The sequence below is a fragment of the Halorarum sp. SLYT50 genome, assembly GCF_059821265.1.
Genome location: NZ_CM187555.1, coordinates 2467865 through 2487379, shown reverse-complemented (window position 1 = coordinate 2487379; position 19515 = coordinate 2467865). Strand labels below are relative to the sequence as shown.

The 19515-nt window shown below is 69.9% G+C and carries 19 protein-coding genes; 10 read left to right on the top strand and 9 right to left on the bottom strand.

Annotated features, from left to right (window positions below):
• Positions 1-16: 16 nt before the first annotated feature.
• Entirely contained in the window at positions 17-2278 is a 2262-nt protein-coding gene (locus AC6RUA_RS12980) for a V-type ATP synthase subunit I (protein WP_499813424.1), read from the bottom strand.
• Positions 2265-2597: an ATP synthase archaeal subunit H gene (ahaH, locus tag AC6RUA_RS12975; protein WP_499813423.1), complete on the bottom strand. Its 333-nt coding sequence runs from the start codon at positions 2595-2597 to the stop codon at positions 2265-2267. The genes AC6RUA_RS12980 and ahaH overlap by 14 nt, the downstream gene beginning before the upstream one ends.
• A gap of 313 nt (positions 2598-2910) precedes the next feature.
• On the opposite strand from ahaH, the gene AC6RUA_RS12970 reads away from it, so the two are divergent.
• The 3 genes from AC6RUA_RS12970 (at position 2911) to AC6RUA_RS12960 (ending at position 6336) form a co-directional block, all read left to right on the top strand.
• Positions 2911-4323 carry an NCS2 family permease gene (locus AC6RUA_RS12970; protein WP_499813422.1) on the top strand — a complete coding sequence of 471 codons (1413 nt, stop codon included), beginning with the start codon at positions 2911-2913 and terminating at the stop codon, positions 4321-4323.
• A gap of 105 nt (positions 4324-4428) precedes the next feature.
• On the top strand, positions 4429-5847 hold the full coding sequence (locus AC6RUA_RS12965; protein WP_499813421.1) for an aryl-sulfate sulfotransferase: 1419 nt from the start codon (positions 4429-4431) through the stop codon (positions 5845-5847).
• Positions 5848-5856: 9 nt separating this feature from the next.
• The gene (locus AC6RUA_RS12960; RefSeq protein WP_499813420.1) at positions 5857-6336 is read left to right on the top strand and encodes a hypothetical protein; all 480 of its coding nucleotides are present in this window, start codon (positions 5857-5859) and stop codon (positions 6334-6336) included.
• A 58-nt stretch (positions 6337-6394) separates the two neighbouring features.
• Here AC6RUA_RS12960 and AC6RUA_RS12955 read toward each other — a convergent pair whose 3' ends face one another.
• The 4 genes from AC6RUA_RS12955 to AC6RUA_RS12940 all read right to left on the bottom strand — a co-directional run bounded on the left by AC6RUA_RS12955 (position 6395) and on the right by AC6RUA_RS12940 (position 8970).
• Positions 6395-7108 carry a phosphoribosyltransferase family protein gene (locus AC6RUA_RS12955; protein WP_499813419.1) on the bottom strand — a complete coding sequence of 238 codons (714 nt, stop codon included), beginning with the start codon at positions 7106-7108 and terminating at the stop codon, positions 6395-6397.
• Positions 7109-7226: 118 nt separating this feature from the next.
• A complete protein-coding gene (pyrE, locus tag AC6RUA_RS12950) occupies positions 7227-7832 on the bottom strand; it encodes an orotate phosphoribosyltransferase (RefSeq protein WP_499813418.1) in 606 nt (201 codons plus the stop codon).
• A 48-nt stretch (positions 7833-7880) separates the two neighbouring features.
• Positions 7881-8360, bottom strand: coding sequence for a hypothetical protein (locus tag AC6RUA_RS12945; RefSeq protein ID WP_499813417.1), 480 nt, complete (start codon positions 8358-8360; stop codon positions 7881-7883).
• A 61-nt stretch (positions 8361-8421) separates the two neighbouring features.
• Positions 8422-8970: a CDP-2,3-bis-(O-geranylgeranyl)-sn-glycerol synthase gene (locus tag AC6RUA_RS12940; RefSeq protein ID WP_499813416.1), complete on the bottom strand. Its 549-nt coding sequence runs from the start codon at positions 8968-8970 to the stop codon at positions 8422-8424.
• A 147-nt stretch (positions 8971-9117) separates the two neighbouring features.
• Between AC6RUA_RS12940 and AC6RUA_RS12935 the strand changes: the two genes are divergently transcribed.
• The 4 genes from AC6RUA_RS12935 to AC6RUA_RS12920 all read left to right on the top strand — a co-directional run bounded on the left by AC6RUA_RS12935 (position 9118) and on the right by AC6RUA_RS12920 (position 12680).
• A complete protein-coding gene (locus tag AC6RUA_RS12935; RefSeq protein ID WP_499813415.1) occupies positions 9118-9957 on the top strand; it encodes a proline dehydrogenase family protein in 840 nt (279 codons plus the stop codon).
• An 87-nt stretch (positions 9958-10044) separates the two neighbouring features.
• Complete coding sequence (locus AC6RUA_RS12930) at positions 10045-10707, top strand: DUF502 domain-containing protein (protein ID WP_499813414.1); 663 nt, start codon at positions 10045-10047, stop codon at positions 10705-10707.
• Between the two features lie 111 nt (positions 10708-10818).
• Complete coding sequence (locus tag AC6RUA_RS12925) at positions 10819-11337, top strand: PaaI family thioesterase (protein WP_499813413.1); 519 nt, start codon at positions 10819-10821, stop codon at positions 11335-11337.
• 104 nt (positions 11338-11441) lie between these two features.
• Positions 11442-12680, top strand: coding sequence for a potassium channel family protein (locus tag AC6RUA_RS12920; protein WP_499813412.1), 1239 nt, complete (start codon positions 11442-11444; stop codon positions 12678-12680).
• Positions 12681-12729: 49 nt separating this feature from the next.
• On the opposite strand, the gene AC6RUA_RS12915 is transcribed toward AC6RUA_RS12920, so the two are convergent.
• Together AC6RUA_RS12915 and AC6RUA_RS12910 are read right to left on the bottom strand one after the other, a co-directional pair.
• Entirely contained in the window at positions 12730-13059 is a 330-nt protein-coding gene (locus tag AC6RUA_RS12915; RefSeq protein ID WP_499813411.1) for a DUF7536 family protein, read from the bottom strand.
• A 102-nt stretch (positions 13060-13161) separates the two neighbouring features.
• Positions 13162-14514, bottom strand: coding sequence for an MFS transporter (locus tag AC6RUA_RS12910; RefSeq protein ID WP_499813410.1), 1353 nt, complete (start codon positions 14512-14514; stop codon positions 13162-13164).
• A 90-nt stretch (positions 14515-14604) separates the two neighbouring features.
• Here AC6RUA_RS12910 and AC6RUA_RS12905 point away from each other — a divergent pair, with 90 nt between their 5' ends.
• Positions 14605-15951: an alkaline phosphatase family protein gene (locus AC6RUA_RS12905; RefSeq protein WP_499813409.1), complete on the top strand. Its 1347-nt coding sequence runs from the start codon at positions 14605-14607 to the stop codon at positions 15949-15951.
• A 15-nt stretch (positions 15952-15966) separates the two neighbouring features.
• Here the strand turns inward: AC6RUA_RS12905 and AC6RUA_RS12900 are convergent, their stop codons facing one another.
• Positions 15967-16593, bottom strand: coding sequence for an FAD-dependent oxidoreductase (locus AC6RUA_RS12900; RefSeq protein ID WP_499813408.1), 627 nt, complete (start codon positions 16591-16593; stop codon positions 15967-15969).
• A 247-nt stretch (positions 16594-16840) separates the two neighbouring features.
• Here AC6RUA_RS12900 and AC6RUA_RS12895 point away from each other — a divergent pair, with 247 nt between their 5' ends.
• Positions 16841-18610: a 2-oxoacid:acceptor oxidoreductase subunit alpha gene (locus tag AC6RUA_RS12895; protein ID WP_499813407.1), complete on the top strand. Its 1770-nt coding sequence runs from the start codon at positions 16841-16843 to the stop codon at positions 18608-18610.
• Positions 18607-19470 (top strand): 2-oxoacid:ferredoxin oxidoreductase subunit beta, encoded by an 864-nt coding sequence (locus AC6RUA_RS12890; RefSeq protein WP_499813406.1) that lies wholly within the window; start codon positions 18607-18609, stop codon positions 19468-19470. The genes AC6RUA_RS12895 and AC6RUA_RS12890 overlap by 4 nt, the downstream gene beginning before the upstream one ends.
• Positions 19471-19515: the final 45 nt, after the last annotated feature.

The window sequence follows — 19515 nt, the reverse complement described above, 5'->3', positions numbered from 1 at the left end:
CGCCGCTTCGCGCCGCTCACTCCGCGGTGGTGTGCTCGCGGTCGTAGCCGAACGGTTCGTACTCCGTGCCGCCGCCCTCGAAGAACTTCGAGAAGAACTCGTAGTACTCGAGGCGGACGGCCTGCAGGCCCGCGGAGGTGACTCCCAGCGCGAGCACGATGAGGTGACCGAACACGAGGATGAGGATGCCGCCGACGAGCGCCGCGGCGCCCCCGTGCATCAGCCCGCCGAACATGATCTCCGTGACCTCGTGGCCGTGGTACATCGACCCGACCTCCGGCATCCCGCTCAGCGCGAAGTGCCACTCGGCCTCGCTCCCCTCGCCGGTGACGTACACGCCGAAGAACAGGAGGTTGACGACGAACGCCATCCCCGCCTTCGCGAGCAGTACCGCGGCGATACGGGTGTACGACAGTCCGTTGACGAACACCTGGAGGAACAGCGCCTCGATGGCCTCGCCCACCTCACCCGACAGCCAGATGAAGACGAGACCGAGGAGGAACGCCCCGAGACCGAGCATCCCCACGGTCGAGGAGAACCCGGCGAACCCGAGCGGGAGCGGCTCCCCGTTGAACACGTGGAACAGGAACGACGGCTTCTGCCCGCCGAGGAAGTCGCTGAGCACGAACACCCACCAGCCGTTCAGCATGAGGAGCCACGACCCGCTCTCGAGGACCGCGTCCTTCAGCCCGTGGAACTCGTAGTTCTCGGCGAAGCTGAACACGTAGCCGACGTCGAGGTGGACGACGCTCACGACGATGCTGACGACCAGCCACGCCTGCGCCCACTCGAGTTCGGCCGGCTGGAGCCCCTTGTGGAGCGGCGCGCTCGACAGTCCGACGGCGCCCTCCCAGAGGTAGGTGGCGACGAGGTGCAGTCCGAACACTTCGCCGTAGAGGATACCGAACAACATCGTGAACAGGCCGGCCGCGATGGTGACGCCGCCCATGCTCTTGAACGCCGGCGCGTCGTAGTTGCTGTAGAGGAAGTAGCCGATGAGGGTGTAGAGCAACCCGTAGCCGAGGTCGCCGATCATGAACCCGAAGAACGCCGGGAACGTGAGGAACAGGACGACCGTCGGGTCGAACTCCGAGTACCGCGGGCGGCCGACCGCCCGCACGAGCACCTCGAACGGGCTGACGATGCCGGGGTTGTCCTGCACCACCGGGGGGTCGTCGCGGCGCATCACGACCGACCCGCCCGAGCCGTCGGCGACGGCTCGCTGGGGTTCCTCGGTCTCCTCCTCCTCGTCCGCGTCGCGCTCGCGGTCTGAGTCCGCCTCGGCGGCCGCTGGCGGGACCTCCTCGCGCAGTTGGACGTCGCCGTCGGAACCGAAGGCGGCGCGCTCCAGTTCCTCCACCTCGACGTGCGACCCCACCGCGTCCTGAATCGCGCTCGCGAACTCGGTGTACCGCTCGGTGGGGATCCACCCCTCGGCGACGAACGCATTGCGCGTCGTCGCGAACGAGAGGGGCGCCTCCGTCTTCTGAACCTCGATGGAGAGCTGTTCCTCGGCGGCGAGCAGGAACCCCGCCGCGTCCATCTTCACCGACTCGAGTTCGTCCTCGACGTCGGCGAGGTCGGACTCGACCTCCTGGCGCTCGGCTTCGAGGTCCCGGAGGTACTCCTGGGGACTCACCCGCCGTTGCTCCACCGACGGCACGTCGAGCGCCGCGAACTCGGTCCCGACCAGCACGTCCTGCACCGCGTCGTCGTCGGCGCCCGGCTCGAAGTACGCGAAGACGGCGAGCGTGTTCCCGTCGCCCGGGAACACCTCGTAGCCGCGGACCTCGTCGGCGTCGACGAGTGCGCGCTCGACCTCGTCCCGGTCGCCCTCGCCGACGACGACCGCCAGCGAGTCGTACCCCTGCAGGAGGTCGAGGTCGATGCCGAGGTCCGCGAACGGTTCGACCGCGTCGACGCGCTCTTCGACGTCCCGGAGCCGGTCGCGCAGGTCGTCGCGCCGGTCGTCGAGTCGGTTCACCCGGTCGCGGACCTCCGCGAGTTCCTCCTCGAGCGCCTCGTCGGTGACGATGCGGGCCGGTCCCGCCTCGTCGTCGTCCACGTCGAGGATGGACTCGATGGAGCGGACGGTCACGAGTTTGTCGGCCGCCTCCTCGGCCCCCGAGACCGGGTCGCCCGGTTGGAACCCCTCCCAGGAGCCGTTGTAGTCGGTGACGTGGAGGAGGTTGAGGTCGTGGACCGTCTCGATGACCGTCTCCATGACCCCCTTCGACCCCGTCACCGAGACCTTGCTCATCCGTTCAGGTCTGAGCATGTACCGCCTCCTCGAACCGCTCCACCGCGAACTCGACCGCCTCCTCGGTGCGTTCGTGAGCCGCGTCGGCGAGTTCGGCGCGTTCGTGCTGGCCGTCCGCGAGGATAGCCTCCCGCTCCTGCTCGATCTCCTCGCGGGCCGCCTCCAGCCGTTGCTCCTCCATCTCGTCGGCTTCGCGCTCCGCTTGGGCGACGATCTCGTCGGCCTCCGAGCGTGCCTCCGAGATGCGCTCCTCGCGGTCGGCCTCGGCCTGGGCGATGATCTCCTCCGCCTCGGCTTCGGCCTCTTTCACGCGTTCGAGAACTTCGGGTCTCGGCATAGGTGTTCGTCGTTCGTGGGTTGTGCCACCTGCGTATAAGGTGTTTGCGGAAGCCGTCGGGGACGACGGCGGGCTATCCGGGGGACGGAGCGCCAGTTCCGCTCGGTCGACGCGACGCCGGTCGCTCACTGTCGCTCGGAGACGTCAGCCGCTCGCCGCTGTACGGGGAGTTCTCGTCCCCCCCGCTCGGTTCGCCACGAACGTGTCGTTCCCCCCGTTCGTTCCGGGGAGAATCAGGAAAATATCACCACACCTGTGCATGACTGCGTTTCGCATTCCGAACGCTTAAGAGACGAATACACATGCGTGCGGTATGGCGCTGGCAGACTACTTCGCGCTCGACGACCACGGGACCGACCTCCGGACCGAGGTGGTCGCGGGCATCACGACGTTCCTGACGATGAGTTACATCGTCGTCGTCAACCCGAGCATCCTCGTCGCGATTCCCGAGGGGACGGCGGGCGGGCCCAAGCCCGGCATCGCGCTCGCGAACTACTCGTACGGCGAGACGGTCCAGATGGTGGCGGTGGTGACGCTCCTGTCGGCCGCGCTCGCCACGCTCGTGATGGCGCTGTACGCGAACCGCCCGTTCGGCCAGGCGCCCGGCCTCGGACTGAACGCCTTCTTCGCGTTCACCGTCGTCGGTGCGCTCGGCGTCCCGTGGCGGACGGCGCTCGCGGCGGTGGTCGTCGAGGGAATCGTCTTCATCGCCCTGACCGCGGTAGGCGCCCGGGAGTACGTCATCCGCGTCTTCCCGGAACCGGTGAAGTTCGCCGTCGGCACCGGCATCGGCCTCTTCCTCGCCATCATCGGACTGGAGGCGATGGGCATCGTCGTCGACGACCCCGCGACGCTCGTCACGCTGGGCGCGGTGGCGTCGGACCCGGTCGCCATCCTCTCCGTACTCGGCCTGTTTCTCACGTTCATGCTGTACGCCCGCGGCGTCAGGGGCGCCATCGTCGTCGGCATCCTCCTCACCACGCTCGCGGGCTACGCCGTCACGGCGCTGGGTGTCGTCCCCGCGAGCGCCGGGCTCACGGGGAACCTCTCGGCCGGCGCGACGTACGACATCACGCCGCTCGTCGGGTCGTTCCTCGCCGGGTTCGGGAACGTGGACGCGTTCACGTTCGCGCTCGTCGTGTTCACCTTCTTCTTCGTCGACTTCTTCGACACCGCGGGCACGCTCACCGGCGTCTCGCAGGTCGCCGGCTTCCTCGACGAGGAGGGCAACCTCCCGGACATCGACAGGCCGCTCATGTCCGACGCCGTCGGCACCACCGTCGGCGGGATGCTCGGCACCTCGACGGTGACGACGTACATCGAGTCCGCGACGGGCGTCGAGGAGGGCGGCCGGACCGGACTGACGGCGCTCGTGGTCGGCCTGCTGTTCGTCGCCTCGCTCGTGCTCGTGCCGCTCGCGGCGGCGGTGCCGCTGTACGCCTCCCACATCGCGCTCGTGGTCATCGGCGTGGTGATGCTCCGGAACGTCGTCGAAGTCGCGTGGGACGACATCACCGCCGCCGTCCCGGCGGGGTTGACGGTGCTCGTGATGCCGTTCACCTACTCCATCTCCTACGGCATCGCGGCGGGCATCATCTCGTACCCCGTGGTGAAACTCGCCGCCGGCCGGACCGACGAGACGCGGCCCGGCCACTGGGCGCTCGCGGCCGCGTTCGTCGTCTACTTCGTCGTGCGGACGGGCGGATTCCTCGCGGCGAACGTCTGAGACCCGGGCGCCGGCGTCGGTCGCGTCTCGGCCGCTCGACCGGGGCCGACTGAGGCGCGGTGCAAAGCACAAGAGTTTCACTTTCCGGCCTCCCTCTGCGGGACGATGGACGTCACGTCGCTCTCGCGCCGACGACTGGCGCGGGCGCTCGCTCTCCTCTGCGTGCTCGGGCTGCTCGCACCCGCGGGAGTACAGGCGGTCACGGCCGACGGCACCGGCACCCCCGCGACGGTCAGTCGCCAGGCGGGCACGGTGGCGAACGAGGCGAACGGGACGACGGTCGTCGCCATCCAGGGGTTCCACTTCGAGGGACAGGGCTCCACGAAGAAGCCCGCGGGTCTCGTGGGTGTGAACCCCGACGGCACGACCGCCTGGGAGTTCGACGGCTCCGAACAGGGGGCGAACTGGTTCTACGACGTCGACCCGCTGTCGAACGGGAACCTGCTCGTCGTCTCGACGAACCCCAACGGCACGATGCTGTTCGAGTTGGACCCCGAGACGCAGGAGGTGGTGTGGCGCGAGCGCCTCGACATCCACGACACCCACGACGTCGACATGCTCCCCAACGGGAACCTGCTCGTCGCCAACATGCGCCAGTGGAACGAGTCGGCCGAGCGGAGCGACGACCGGGTGTTCGTCTACAACCGGACGACCGACGAAGTCGTGTGGGAGTGGACGTTCCGGAACCACTACCCCGCCTCGACCGACGGGGGGTACGCCGAGGACTGGACGCACGTCAACGACGTCGACCGCATCGCGGAGGGTGAGTACCTCGTCTCCCCGCGGAACTTCGACCAGGTCATCGTCCTCAACCGCTCCACGAGGGAGATAGAGTACCGTCTCGGGAGCGACGGCAACCACAGCGTGCTCAACGAGCAGCACAACCCCGACTGGCTGCTCTCCGAGGAGGGGAACCCGACGATACTCGTCGCCGACTCGGAGAACGACCGGGTCGTCGAGTACGCCCGCCGGGACGGCGAGTGGGTCGAGGTGTGGGAGGTCGGCACCGGACAGCTCTCGTGGCCGCGCGACGCCGACCGCCTCCCGAACGGCAACACGCTCATCACCGACTCGCTGAACCACCGCGTCATCGAGGTGACGCCGAAGGGTCGTATCGTCTGGGAGTACTACGCGACGTGGGGGCCGTACGACGCCGAGCGGACCGTCCACGGCGGCGGGTCGACGGGCCCGACGATGGCCGACGTGGGCGTCACGGGGAGCTACCGCATCTACGGCAGCGCGGGCCTCATCGCCGGCACCGGCAGCACGTCCACGTTCGCGGCGACCGTCCAGAACGCGTTCGCGGACACGCCGCTCGACGACGCGGCGGCGGAGTTCGCGGTCCGCTGGGCGCACGTCACCCCGTGGATTCGCCCGGTGTGGATGGGAAGCTGGGCGTTCGCGGGCGTCGTCGGCGCGCTCTTCGTCCTGCTCTCCTGGGGCGGCGCGGAACTCGTGTACGCCCGCGAGCGGGTGGCCGGCGCGCTCCGGCGAGCGGGCGAGCGGGCGCGAACCGTCCGGTGAGGTCCGACCGTGCGTCTCCCCGGAACCGCGCCGGAGCGCACTGACGGCGGCGTCTCGGTGCGGGCGGTCCTCTGGGGGCTGTCCGGTCAGGTCCTCTACCTGTCCGCGCTGTTCGTTCTCCCGCTGTCGCGCTCGTTTCAGGCGGCGAACCCGACGCTCCAGGCGGCGAGTCCGCTGTTGCTCGCCGCGAGCGGCGCGGTCGGCGGGCAGATGGCCGGACACGTCGCGCACGAACACGGCGCGTCACCGACGCGGAGCGCGGCGGTGGCGGCGGGGGTCGGCGGGACGGGACTCGCCGCCGCCGTCTGGTGGTACCTCGTCACGCCCGCCGCGTTCGGCGGCGTGTTCTGGGGGTTCGCGTACGCGCTCGCCACGCACCGGGTCGTGCCCGTTCGGCTGGTCCCGCCGGCGCTCGGCGTCGCCGCGTTCTGTCTCGGCGTGGCGACGGCTCGACTCCCGCTCCGGTGGGAGGGGTCGCTCCTGGAGTGACCGGTGGAACGACGCCAGCGGTCCGGGCGGCGTCTGAGAGAAGCGCGCGAGCCGACGCCTACTCGAACGACGCGAGCGCGCCGACCGGCGCGTCGGTGAGTTCGCGCGCCCGGTCGGTGCCCTCCTCGCCGACGGCGATGAGCGCGAACACGCCCGCCACGTCGGCGTCCGCCTGGAGTGCGATGTCGAGGAGGAGTTCCTGCGTCTCGCCCGAGCGGATGAGGTCGTCGACGACGAGCACTCGCTCGCCGGCGTCGACGACGCCCGCGGGGAGGTAGTAGGTGAGTTCGATGCCCGAGGCGAGCCGCTGGCGCGACTCGATGAACTCCTCGACGGCCGTCTCCTTCGACTTCTTGGCGTACGCGACGCGGGCGTCGAAGTGGCTCGCCATCGCCGCGCCGAGCGTGATGCCGTCCGTCGCGGCGGTGAGCACAACGTCCGGGCGCTCGAAGCCGAGCGACTCCGCGGCGACGGGCGCGACCAGGTCGAGGAACGGCTGGTCGAACACCACGCCGGAGTTGTCGACGTACCCCTCGTCGTCGAACGCCACGCGCGCCTCCAACTCCGCGGCGAGCGTCTCGCGACCGATGCCCCCGACCACCTCGTTCGCGCGCTCCGCCCCCGGGAGTACGTGGCCGTTGACGTAGCGGTTGAGGTCCCCTGCGGGCAACCCCGTCAGGTCGGCGAGTTCGTCGTACGTGCGCGTCTCCTTCAGCGTCCGCAACACCGCGACCGCCTGTAGCTGGAGGGCGGCCTTCTCGGCCCTGTTCATCGTCGGTGTTCGTGGTTGCACAAACATGAATACTTCGGAAAAGAGCGCCGCGCTCGGTGGCCACGGGTGTGTAATCGCCTCGCGCGGAGCGGCCGGCCCGCTTCGACGGGACTGACCCTCAGCGGTCGGCGTCCGCGAGCAGGTCCGAGGCGGTGAGCAGCGACTCCAGTTCGACGTCGTGGTCGGCCAGCAGGGCGCGCGCTCCCTCCTCGCGGTCCACGACGACGAGCACGCGGTTCACCACCGCACCGGCGTCTCGGAGCGCCTCGACGGCGTCCACGGCCGACTGGCCGGTCGTGGCGATGTCCTCCAGGACGACGACTTCCTCGCCCTCCTCCAGTTCGCCCTCGATGCGGTTGCCCGTGCCGTACTCCTTGGCGGCCTTGCGCGCGATGACGTACGGCCGGCCCGTCTCCACGGCCGTCGCGGCGACGATGGGGACCGCCCCGAGCGCGACGCCCGCGAGTTTCGCGTCGCCGACGCGTTCCGCGAACGCCGCGGCGATGAGTTCCAGGCAGTGCGGGTCCGTCTCGAAGCGGTACTTGTCGACGTAGTACTCGCTCGTGCCGCCGTGCGAGAGTTCGAACTCGCCGAACAGCACCGCGTCCGCGTCTCGGAGGGCGGCGACGAGTTCGGCGCTCCGTTCGTCGTCCCCTCCGTCGCTCTCTCTCCGCTCGTGGTTCTCGTCCGGCCCGTCCGCTCGGCTCTCGTCCCGTCGTGTCATTGTCGAACCGGCGTGGTCGCGGGGCGAAAACCTGCCGATTGCCGCCGCCTACTCGGACGCCTCGCACCGCTGGACCGCGCTCGCCGGGATGGACGCCTCCACCTCGTGGGTGAGCAGCGTCTCCTCGCCCGCGCGTCCCTCGAAGACGACGCGGTAGGTCGCCCCCTGCCGGGGACAGCCGAGTACCGTCCGGCCGCCGGTGACGCGCGCGACGCCCGGGTCGGTCCTGACCTCCCCCCAGGCGACCCGGTTGCCGGCGTCGTCGACGACGAACACCCGCTCGGGGGACGGGACGGCGCCGGCGGGGTGTTCGATGACGAGCGCGGCGTCGTCGTCGACTTCGACGGCGACGACCAGCCCCTCGGGCCGGTCCGGGGTCGGGCCGAGGCCCGTGGCGACCGCACCGGCGATGCCGGCGACGCAGACGGCCGAGGCGAGCAGACAGCCCATCGCGATGAACGGGAGCGCGGTGCGCACTCGCTCCCGGAGGCTCCGGGCCGGTTCCTCGTCCGCCTCCTCTCCCCACATACCCCGATGGGGAAGGCCAGCGGGCTAAAGCGCGTCGTCCCGCCTATCAGCCCTGAGTCTATCACCAGGGTTCGTCCTTCAGACCGAGCCAGTAGGCGACGGCGTTCGTGCCGACGTGGAGCAGCGGCGTGACCACGACGACGACGGCGATGCGCGGCAGGGAGAACGTCGCCGCGAACCACCCGGGGGCGAACAGCGCCGCGAGTGCGAGCGCGCCGACGACGAAGTCGAGTTGGTCGAGCCCGGGGAACGCCGCCCCGCGCTCCCGGCCGGTCCGGCGCTTCAGGAACGAGGCGGCGACGTCGCCGAGCATCGCCCCGAGTGCGAGACCGACGGCGGCCGCGAGCGGGAACGGCGGGAGCGCGACTCCGAGCGCTCCCCCGACCGTCGGCGCGACGGCGTCGAGCGTGAGCGCGAGCGCGACGCCGGCGAGGGTTCCGGCGAGCGTGCCGCGCCACGTCTTCCCGTCGCCGAGGAGTCGCCGACCGTTCAGCGTGCGTCCGCCGTCGATGGGGCGGCCGCCGCCGGCGAGGACCGCGGCGTTGTTCGGGACGTAGGCGGGCAGCATCGCCCACAGCGCCCCGGCGACGAGTCCGAACGTTCCGGGCATACCCCCGCCTGCTCCCGGGTCCCTGATTAACCCCGTGGTCCGGCGGCGACCCGCGGCCCGCCGTGAGCGGCACGACTCGCCGCAGGCGAAGTGCCTCCCGACGACGGACCACGAGACTCAAGACGAGGGGGAGCACAAGAGACGGACGTGATTCCTCCCATCGCGAGCCGGTTCGTCGCCGGGGAGACGCCGGCCACGGCGTTCGAACACACCCGGCGAACGAACGAGGAGGGCGTGAAGGTCATCCTGAACCTCCTCGGCGAGCACTACCACGAGGCCGACGACGCCGAGGCGGACGCGGCGGCGTACGAACGGCTCGTCGCGGACATCGGCGGGACCGACCTCGACGCCTGCGTGTCGGTCAAACCCTCCCAGCTGGGACTCGACGTGAGCGACGCGACGTTCGTCGAGAACTTCCGGCGGGTCGTCGAGGCGGGCGACGAACACGGCGTGTTCGTCTGGTGTGACATGGAGGACGCCGACACGACGGACGTGACGCTCGACGCGTTCGAGGAGTTGGCCCGCGAACACGACGGCGGCGTGGGGCAGTGCGTCCAGGCGAACCTCCGACGCACGCGCGCTGACCTCGACCGCCTCGTGGACGTGCCCGGGAAGCTCCGGCTGGTGAAGGGCGCGTACGACGAGGGTGAGGCGGTCGCGTACACCGACAAGGCGGACGTGAACGAGGCGTATCGCGAGGACCTGGAGTTCCTGTTCAAGGAGCGCGACGCGGGCATCGCCGTCGGGAGCCACGACCCGAAGATGGTATCGTACGCACAGGAACTCCACGACGAGTACGGCAGCGAGTTCGAGATACAGATGCTGATGGGCGTGCGCGAGGACGCCCAGCGGCGGCTCGCCCGCGAGGGGTACGAAGTCTGGCAGTACGCGCCCTACGGGGGGAAGTGGCTCTCGTACTTCTACCGCCGGGTGCGCGAGCGCAAGGAGAACCTGACGTTCGCCCTGCGCGCCGTCGCCGGCGTCTGAGGGGCCGGGAGTCGAGCGGCCCCGCGGTGCGGTCCGTGTAGAAGGTCTGATAACCCCTGCCGCCGGACCACGAGACGAGACCGAATAATGTCCACGTGGAAGCGGGACTTCGCGAGCGGGCTGGTCGTGGTCGTCCCGGTGCTCGTCATCGTCTTCGTCGCCAACTGGGTGTACACCCAGATACTCAAGCTGCCGTTCGTCCCGGCCATCACCGTCGAGAACCCGCCGAACTGGCCGTCCGGCACCTTCCAGCTGTTCTTGAACCTCGTGCAGGTGACCATCGCGGTGGCGGTGTTCCTGCTGCTCGTCTTCTCGGCGGGCTACCTGATGCGGACGACGGCCGGCCGGCTGGCGGAGGGGTTGCTCGACGACACCATCAACCGGGTACCCGGCCTCCGGGTGCTGTACAACGCGTCGAAACTCGCGGTCGAGACGGCGCTCAGCGGCACGGAGGACCTCCAGAAGCCGGTGAAGATCGAGCCGTGGACGGGGATGCGAATGACCGCCTTCAAGACCGGCCAGACGACCGAGGACGGCCGGGAGGTGGTGTTCATGCCCACCGCGCCGAACATCACTACCGGGTTCGTGATGGAGGTGAGTCCGAACGACATGACCGAGACCGACGAGAGCGTCGAGGAGGCGCTCACGCGCGTCCTCTCGGCCGGCTTCGGCGAGGGGAACGGGCCGGGACCGGAGGTGACCGACATCCCCGTCGAGGACCTCGGGAAGTCGCCCTCCGACGACGACTGAAGCAGGGCGGGGAGCGTCCGACGACCGGTAGTCCGGGGAGGAGAGGAGTGCAGTCCGGTGCGACCCGCGGCGCGTCAGAACGGTCAAGTGCGCGCCGGCCGCCGGGTCGGTATGCACGACGACTCCGCCGACTCCGACCACTCCGACGACGCCGGTCAGGACGGGGGCGACCCAGACGAACCGTTCCCGGACCTCGACGCCGACCACGTGGCCCTGCTGGAGGCGTTCATCGAGCGCCACGGCTTCCTCTCGTGGCTGAACCTGGCCGTCGAGGACCTCGAACGCGGGCGCATCGTGATGACCGTCCCGTACGACGAGAAACTCGTCAACCCCGGGTCGCCCGTCGGCTCCATCCACGGCGGCATCGCGGCGACGCTCGTCGACACCGCCTCCGGGTTCGCGCTCCGGTCGACGTTCGACGACCCGACGACCGGGTCGCTCGCCACCACCGACCTGAACGTGACGTACCTCAGGCCGGCGACGAGCGACCTCCGGGTGGAGGCGGAGGTGCTCCGCGCCGGCGGGTCGATGGGGTACACGGACACGATGGTCTCCAGCGTCGACCCCGAGGGGGAGGAGAAGGCCGTCGCGGTCGGTCGGACCTCCTACCGCCTGTTCCGCGAGGAGTAGCCCGACGCTCGACACTCGGCTCCGCGGGTCGTCCCGCTCACCGGCCTCGCTCGTCTCGACCCGAGGAACCCTTATCCGACGGCCGCGCGAACCGCCACGACGACATGTACCACGGGGAGCGCGTCGAGTACGAGCCCGTGAGCGTGAAGGCCGTGCTGGCCGAGATGAAAGACACCGCGGAACTGCTCATCGACCTGTCGTACTCGGCGGTGCTCCACGGGAGCGACGACCTGGCGGCGGAGGTGCTCACGCTGGAAGCGCGGATGGACGTCCTCCAGTTGCAGGGACGCATGAGCGTCATCATGGCCGCCCGCTCCCCGGAGGACGCCGAGGAACTCGCGCCCGTGCTCGGGGTGATCGAGGCGGCGGAGAAGGTGTCGAACGCGGCGGGCGACATCGCGAAGGTCGTCCTCGAGGACATCGGCCTCCCCGACGCGATGCGGGCGGCGCTCCCCGAGGCGGTGGAGACGCTCGTTCGCGCGACCGTCGCGGCGGACTCGCCGTACGTCGGGCGGACGCTCGGCGAGGCGAACGTGGAGACGGAGACGGGCGTGCGCGTCATCGCGGTCCGGCGCGAGGGAGCGACCGGGAAGGCGTCCTGGGTGACGAACCCCGGCAAGGAGACGGAACTGCGCGCGGGCGACGCGCTCATCCTCCGGGGGTTCGAGGACGGCCTGCGCGAGGTGTACGAGGCGGCGACGGGCGACGCGTACGACCCGCCTGCGCCCCCGGCGGCGACCATCGACGACCTGGAGCGGGCGGTCGACTCCATCGTCACGATGAAGAACATGAGCGAACTCGCCGTCGACCTGGCGTACGGCGCGGTGCTGTTCGACAGCCGCGGCGTCGCCGAGGAGGTCGTCGAACTGGAGGCGGAGGTGGACCAGCTGAAGTCCCGGTTCGAGGCGTGGACGCTCCGCGCGGCCGGCCGCATCGAGGACCCGGTCCAGCTCCGGGGGCTGGTCCACCTCGCGTCCGCGACGGAGGTCATCAGCGACGCGGCGCTCGAGATCAGCGAGGGCGTGCTCCGGGGGCTGTCCGCCCACCCGGTGCTCGCGGAGGCCGTCGAGGAGTCCGACGAGGTCATCGTCAGGCTCGTGGTCGCGCCGGACGCCGACCTCGCGGGCGCGACGCTCGCCGAACGGCGCGTGCGCGACGAGACGGGGATGCGCGTCATCGCCGTCCGTCGCCCCGCGGGCGAGGAGCGCGAGGGCGAGTGGGTCGTCTCTCCGGGCGGGGAGACGGCGCTCCGGACGGGCGACGTGCTCGTGGCGAAGGGGACGCGCGCGGGCGCCGAGCGGCTGTCGGTGCTCGCGGGCGACCCGCGCGAGTTCGACGACTGAACCGGAGGGCGTCGAGCGAGAACGCGGGGGAAGCGCGAACGGGGGAGAGTCACCGCGATTCGCGCGCGCTCGCGCGAGCGAGACGAACCACCGAGACGACGGTGAGCAGCGTCGCGACGAGCAGCGCAGTCGCGGTGGCGAGTACGAACGCCAGCAGGAGGAAGTAGCCCTCCGCGCCGAGAATCGGGAACTCGCGGGTGCCGGTGAACGGGCCGAGCAGTTCGAACACGCGGACGGCGTACACGCAGACCGCGAGCAGGAGGCCGACGGCGACCCCGACGGCCGCGTTCCGGCGGACCGACAGCGCGTCGAGCAGGCCGCGCCCCGGCGGGCGGTCGGGGCGGTCGGGGCGGTCGTCGGGTGCGGTGTCCCGGCTCACGGCCGGAGTTGGGGGCGGTCGTCCAAAGCCTCGTCGGGACGGGCCGCCACCGGTCTCGGTCACGGCGGTCGCGGAACCGGGGGAGAGGCGACCGGGTGAGGCTCAGGCGTACGCCGCGAACTCCTCGCCGCGGGCGAGGAAGTAGGCGGTTCCGAGCAGGCCGACGGCGGTGGCGACGGTGAACGCCGCAGCCGGGGACGCGCCGTAGAGGTACCCGCCCAGCACGCCGCTGGGGATGACGACGACGTTGCGCACGAGGTAGTACGCCCCCGTGACGCGCCCGCCCGCGCCGGCCTCGGCGGGACCGACGATGAGCGCCTTGTGAGCGGGGAGCCCCGCGAACCGGAGCCCCGAGAACGCGAACAGGACGACGAGAATCGTCGCCGCCGACACCACGCCGAGGACGGGAACGGCGACGGTCGTGCGCGGCGCCGAGATGAGCAACAGCGGGAAGACGGCGTACACCGCGAACCCGAGCGCGACGACCGGCTTCAGACCGATTCGTTCGGCGAGGCGTGCGACCGGTACCATGGTGAGGAGCGCGACGGTCATCTCCACCGCGAGGAGGACGCCGAAGAACGCGGCCGGCGGGAGCCTCCCCACCACGGGGAGAGTGACGCCGATGCCGAACTCGTTCACGACGACGAGCGAGAAGAACGCGTACACCATCCCGTTCGCGAACCGGACGAGCGTGTCACCGACCAGCAAGGGACGGAGCGGGTCGGGGAGCGCCCGGAGGTCGGCCCGGACCGAGTCGAGTCCCTGGAACGACTTGCCGAGGCTGTCCTCCGACGCGTCGTACAGGGCGCGCTGTGCGACCGTCGCCAGCAGGCCGAACCCGGCCGCGACGAGCAGCAGGTACCGGAACCCGCGCTCGAACGCGTACACCGAGAGCAGACCGGCCGCGAGCAGCGGGCCGAGCAGGAACGCGGTCCGCCGGAACGTCTCGGTGCTCGCGAACCCCGCCGCGAGCCGCGAGGGCGGGACGCTCTGTTTCACCACTGCGAACGTCGCGCCCAGCCCGAACGACTTCCACGCCTGCGAGAGGAACAGCCCCAGAAACAGGAGCACGACCGCGAGGCTGGTCGGGCCGACGGGGACGGCGTCGAGGTCACCGGCGGCCCACCAGACGACGAAGCCGACGGTCGACGCGAGGCCGAACAGCGTGAGCGCGGTCCGCGAGCCGATGCGGTCCGAGAGCGCCCCGCCGGGGTACGGGTAGACCGCGCCGATGAGGTCGCCGACGGTCTTGTACAGGCCGACGACCAGCGCACTCGCACCCAGTACGTCGAGGTAGACGGGCATGTACCGCCCCGTCATCTGGAAGCCGAGGCTGAACGCGAACATGGCGACCGAGAGGACGAGCACGTCGCCCGACAGCGCGAAGAAGCCGCGGAACGTCTCGAACGGGTCCGGGTCCCGCTCGGCGGAGGCGTCCGCGTCGGAGTCTCCCATCATCGTTTCGCTGGGTAGCCACCGGCTAAAACGCTCCGAGGTGGGAGTAGAACCTGAAACACTTTACCCGTCGCCTCAGTACCCCCGGACATGGGATTGTTCGATCGGCTGCGCGGTGACGACAACCCGCGCGTCGCGTTCCTCGGTATCGACGGCGTGCCGTACTCGCTGCTCTCGGAACACCCGGACGAGTTCCCGAACTTCGCGGCGCTCGACACGGAGGGGACGAGCGGAGCCATCGACTCCATCGTCCCGCCGGAGTCGTCCGCCTGCTGGCCCGCGCTCACGACGGGTGTGAACCCGGGCGAGACGGGAGTGTACGGGTTTCAGGACCGCGAAGTCGGCTCCTACGACACGTACGTCCCGATGGGACGCGACGTGCAGGCGACCCGCGTCTGGGACCGCGTCGCCGAGGAGGGTCTCGACGCCACGGTGATGAACGTCCCCGTGACGTTCCCGCCCCAGCGGAACGTCCAGCGGATGGTCTCGGGGTTCCTCTCGCCGGACGTCGACAAGGCGGCCCAGCCCGACGAACTCCGCGACTACCTCAACTCCATCGACTACCGCATCGACTCGAACCCGAAGCTCGGGCACAAGGACGACAAGTCCGAGTTCATCGAGAACGCCCACGAGACCATCGACGCGCGGTACGAGGCGTTCAGCCACTACTTCGAGCAGGACGACTGGGACCTGTTCTTCGGCGTGTTCATGACGACCGACCGGGTGAACCACTTCCTGTTCAAGGACTACGTCGAGGAGGGAACGTACCACGACGAGTTCATGGAGTTCTACAAGAAGGTCGACGAGTACGTCGGGCGGCTCCGCCAGCAGCTCGACGACGACGTGACGCTCATCGTCGCCTCCGACCACGGGTTCACCTACGAGGACTACGAGGTGGAGATGAACCAGTGGCTCCAGGACGAGGGGTGGCTCTCGTTCGAGGACGACGACCACGAGGAACTGAACGACATCGCCGACGACGCGACGGCGTACTCGCTCATCCCCGGTCGCTTCTACATCAACCTCGAGGGTAGGGAACCCCGCGGGGGCGTCCCGGAGTCGGAGTACGAGTCGACCCGCGACGAACTGAAGGCGGCGCTCGAACAGTTGGAGGGCCCGGACGGGAAGAAGGTGGCCGCTCGCGTCGTCGAGAAGGAGGAGGCGTTCCGCGGCGACCACGACGACATCGCGCCGGACCTCGTCATCATCCCGAACGACGGGTTCGACCTGAAGGCGAAGTTCAAGGCGCACGACGACGGCGTCTTCTCGCACGGCCCCCGCAACGGGATGCACAGCTTCGACAACGCGACGCTGTACATCGACGACCCCGAGGCGACCGTCTCCGACGTCGACTTGCTCGACATCGCGCCGACCATCCTCGAACTCATGGAACTCGACTACGCGCGCACCGAGTTCGACGGCGCGTCGCTGGTCTGAGCGGGCGACTCTCCGCTACCCGAAGCTCTCGACTTTCGCGTCCCCTCCGTACCCGGCGTCCGCCAGCGCCGCGGTCGCCGTCTCGACGAACTCGTCGAAGCCGTAGACGAACGCCTGTTCGCCCGCCCGCCCGGTCACGGCCTCCGCGACGGCGCCGGTCACGTCGCCGTCCGTGACGACGACGGACGCCCCCCGGTCGCGCAGGGCCGCCAACCGGTCGCCGTGGGCGGGGGCGTCGTCCCGGTAGACGACCGCCGCCTCGTTGCCCGCGTCGAGCGCCGCCTCGGCGATGGCGACTGCCGGACCGACGCCCGGCCCGCCCGCGAGGACGACCGCGCGCGACTCCCCCTCGTAGTACTCCTCGCCGAACGGGCCGGACATCTCGACGGTGTCGCCCGCCTCCAGGTCGGCGAGGTACGCGGCGAACTCGCCGCCGTCGAGACCCACGGTCGTCTCGAAGCTCCCCTCGGTGTCGGGCGAGGAGACCGTGTAGAAGCGCGCTTCCGACTCGCCGTCGAGTTCGGTCGACAGACGGACGAACTGACCGGGCTTGGCGTCGAACCCGACGGGCGAGTCGAACACGACGGCGACGGTGTCCGGGCCGACGGTCGAGACCGACCGGACCGAGATAGTAGCGTCCATGCGCGTGGGTTCTCGACGGGGGCACCCGAAGCTGTCGGAACGCGCCCGCCTCCGGCGCACGCCGTCCCCTCGTCCGACGAGGGTCGATACGCGCGGAACGCCGGACGAACGTGCGACTTTCGGGGTCTCTTTCGACGCGACGTCGTCTCTCGTCGTTTACGCGGAAACGAATACGGAAATCGACCAACGCCGGCCGTCTCCCCCTTTCAGAAGGCTTTTCCTCCGACCCCGGGTAGGGCCGACTAGTATGCCAGCGGACTTCAACTGGGCCATCGGCGGGGAAGCCGGCGATGGCATCGACTCCACCGGGAAGATCTTCGCGCAGGCGCTCTCCCGGGCGGGTCGACACGTGTTCACGTCGAAGGACTTCGCGTCCCGTATCAGAGGGGGGTACACCGCCTACAAGATCCGGACGTCGGTCGACCGGGTCGACTCCGTCGTCGACCGCCTCGACGTCCTCATCGCGCTGACCCCGCGGACCATCGAGGAGAACCTCGACGAACTCCACGACGGGGCGGTCATCATCTACGACGGCGAGCGGACGACCATGCAGGACGTGGAGATCCCCGGGGAGATCGTCGGACTGGACGTCCCGCTCAAGCGGCTCGCCGAGGAGGCGGGCGGGGCCATCATGCGCAACGTCGTCGCACTCGGGGCCGCGTGCGAGGTGGCGGACTTCCCCGTCGAGAACCTCGACTCCGCGCTGAAGAAGCGCTTCGGCGACAAGGGGCAGGCCATCGTCGACAACAACAAGGAGGCCGCCCGGAACGGCATCGAGTACGTCCAGGCCGAGTACGAGGACACCGAGTTCGAGTACGACCTCGAGACGACCGACGCGGACTACGTCCTGCTCAACGGCGACGAGGCCATCGGCATGGGCGCCATCGCGGCCGGCTGCAAGTTCTACGCCGGCTACCCCATCACCCCCGCGACCGACGTGATGACGTACCTCACGGGGCGCATCGAGCGGTTCGGCGGGCACGTCGTGCAGGCGGAGGACGAACTCGCCGCCATCAACCTCGCGCTCGGGGCCGCCCGCGCCGGCGCGCGGTCGATGACCGCCACCTCCGGGCCGGGCATCGACCTGATGACCGAGACGTTCGGGCTGGTCGCCACGAGCGAGACGCCGCTCGTCATCTGCGACGTGATGCGCTCGGGGCCCTCGACGGGGATGCCGACGAAACAGGAACAGGGCGACCTCAACATGCTGCTGTACGGCGGTCACGGCGAGATACCCCGGTTCGTCGTCGCGCCGACGACGGTGTCGGAGTGCTTCTGGAAGACCGTCGAGGCGTTCAACCTCGCGGATAAGTACCAGACGCCGGTGTTCCTCGCCTCGGACCTCGCGATGGCCGTCACCGAGCAGACGTTCGACCCCGACGCGTTCGACATGGACGCCGTCGAGATCGACCGCGGCAACGTCGTCGACGAGGAGTCCGTCGGCGACCACCAGACCGACCAGGAGCAGTTCAAGCCGCACGAACTCACCGACGACGGCGTCAGTCCCCGCGCCGTCCCCGGCACCGCCGGCGGTGCGCACATGTCGACCGGTCTGGAACACGACGAACTGGGCCGCCGGACGGAAGACACCGAGATGCGCGTCAAGCAGGTCGACAAGCGCAACCGGAAGGTCGAGACCGCCCGCGAGCGGGAGGACTGGAACCTGCGGGAGTTCGGCGACCCGGACGCCGACGCGCTGGTCGTCTCGTGGGGGTCGAACGAGGGAGCGCTGCGCGAGGCGCTCGGCTTCCTCGAGGAGGACGGCGTGTCGGTTCGGGTGCTCTCGTGTCCGTACATCTTCCCGCGACCGGACTTCTCGACGGAGTTCGAGGGGCACGACGAGGTGGTCGTGGTCGAGTGTAACGCGACCGGACAGTTCGCGGACGTGCTCGAACACGACACGCTGACCCGCGTGAAGCGCATCAACAAGTACGACGGCGTGCGATTCAAGGCCGACGAACTCGCAAGGCGAATCACGGAGACCCTCGACGGGGAGACCCTGGAGGCAGACCAATGAGCTCGGAAGTCAGATTCACGGATTTCAAGTCCGACAAGCAGCCGACGTGGTGTCCGGGGTGCGGCGACTTCGGCACGATGAACGGGATGATGAAGGCGCTCGCGGAGACGGGGAACGACCCCGACAACACCTTCGTCGTCGCCGGCATCGGCTGCTCGGGCAAGATCGGGACGTACATGCACAGCTACGCCCTCCACGGCGTGCACGGCCGGGCGCTGCCGGTCGGCGCGGGCGTGAAGATGGCGAACCCCGACCTCGAAGTGATGGTCGCGGGCGGCGACGGCGACGGCTACTCCATCGGCGCGGGCCACTTCGTCCACGCGGTCCGGCGGAACGTGGACATGAGCTACGTGGTGATGGACAACCGCATCTACGGGCTGACGAAGGGGCAGGCGTCGCCCACCTCGCGGGAGGACTTCGAGACGGCGACGACGCCGGAGGGACCGAAGCAGCCGCCGGTGAACCCGCTCGCGCTCGCGCTGGCGTCGGGCGCGACGTTCATCGCCCAGTCGTTCTCCTCGGACGCGCTCCGCCACCAGGAGATCGTCCGGAAGGCCATCGAACACGACGGGTTCGGCTTCGTCAACGTGTTCAGCCCCTGCGTCACGTTCAACGACGTCGACACGTACGACTACTTCCGCGACTCGCTGGTCGACCTGAGCGAGGAGGAGTACGACCCGACCGACCGCGAGGCGGCCAAAGAGAGGGTCCTCGACGCGGAGAAGGAGTACATGGGTGTCCTCTACCAGAACGAGGAGTCGGTGCCGTACGGGAAACAGCACGGCCTCGACGCGAACATGAGCGAAGTCGACGACGGCGCGCCCGAGGACGCGACGGACCTCGTGCGCGAGTTCTACTGAGCCACTTCTGACGGGGGCCTCCTCGCTCGCGCGCCCCCGGCGCGC

Excerpts from the sequence above, each read along its gene's own strand:
- AC6RUA_RS12980 (WP_499813424.1), bottom strand. The coding sequence starts at position 2,278 with ATGCTCAGACCTGAACGGATGAGCAAGGTCTCGGTGACGGGGTCGAAG.
- ahaH (WP_499813423.1), bottom strand. The coding sequence starts at position 2,597 with ATGCCGAGACCCGAAGTTCTCGAACGCGTGAAAGAGGCCGAAGCCGAG.
- AC6RUA_RS12970 (WP_499813422.1), top strand. The coding sequence starts at position 2,911 with ATGGCGCTGGCAGACTACTTCGCGCTCGACGACCACGGGACCGACCTC.
- AC6RUA_RS12965 (WP_499813421.1), top strand. The coding sequence starts at position 4,429 with ATGGACGTCACGTCGCTCTCGCGCCGACGACTGGCGCGGGCGCTCGCT.
- AC6RUA_RS12955 (WP_499813419.1), bottom strand. The coding sequence starts at position 7,108 with ATGAACAGGGCCGAGAAGGCCGCCCTCCAGCTACAGGCGGTCGCGGTG.
- pyrE (WP_499813418.1), bottom strand. The coding sequence starts at position 7,832 with ATGACACGACGGGACGAGAGCCGAGCGGACGGGCCGGACGAGAACCAC.
- AC6RUA_RS12945 (WP_499813417.1), bottom strand. The coding sequence starts at position 8,360 with ATGTGGGGAGAGGAGGCGGACGAGGAACCGGCCCGGAGCCTCCGGGAG.
- AC6RUA_RS12940 (WP_499813416.1), bottom strand. The coding sequence starts at position 8,970 with ATGCCCGGAACGTTCGGACTCGTCGCCGGGGCGCTGTGGGCGATGCTG.
- AC6RUA_RS12930 (WP_499813414.1), top strand. The coding sequence starts at position 10,045 with ATGTCCACGTGGAAGCGGGACTTCGCGAGCGGGCTGGTCGTGGTCGTC.
- AC6RUA_RS12925 (WP_499813413.1), top strand. The coding sequence starts at position 10,819 with ATGCACGACGACTCCGCCGACTCCGACCACTCCGACGACGCCGGTCAG.
- AC6RUA_RS12920 (WP_499813412.1), top strand. The coding sequence starts at position 11,442 with ATGTACCACGGGGAGCGCGTCGAGTACGAGCCCGTGAGCGTGAAGGCC.
- AC6RUA_RS12910 (WP_499813410.1), bottom strand. The coding sequence starts at position 14,514 with ATGGGAGACTCCGACGCGGACGCCTCCGCCGAGCGGGACCCGGACCCG.
- AC6RUA_RS12905 (WP_499813409.1), top strand. The coding sequence starts at position 14,605 with ATGGGATTGTTCGATCGGCTGCGCGGTGACGACAACCCGCGCGTCGCG.
- AC6RUA_RS12900 (WP_499813408.1), bottom strand. The coding sequence starts at position 16,593 with ATGGACGCTACTATCTCGGTCCGGTCGGTCTCGACCGTCGGCCCGGAC.
- AC6RUA_RS12895 (WP_499813407.1), top strand. The coding sequence starts at position 16,841 with ATGCCAGCGGACTTCAACTGGGCCATCGGCGGGGAAGCCGGCGATGGC.
- AC6RUA_RS12890 (WP_499813406.1), top strand. The coding sequence starts at position 18,607 with ATGAGCTCGGAAGTCAGATTCACGGATTTCAAGTCCGACAAGCAGCCG.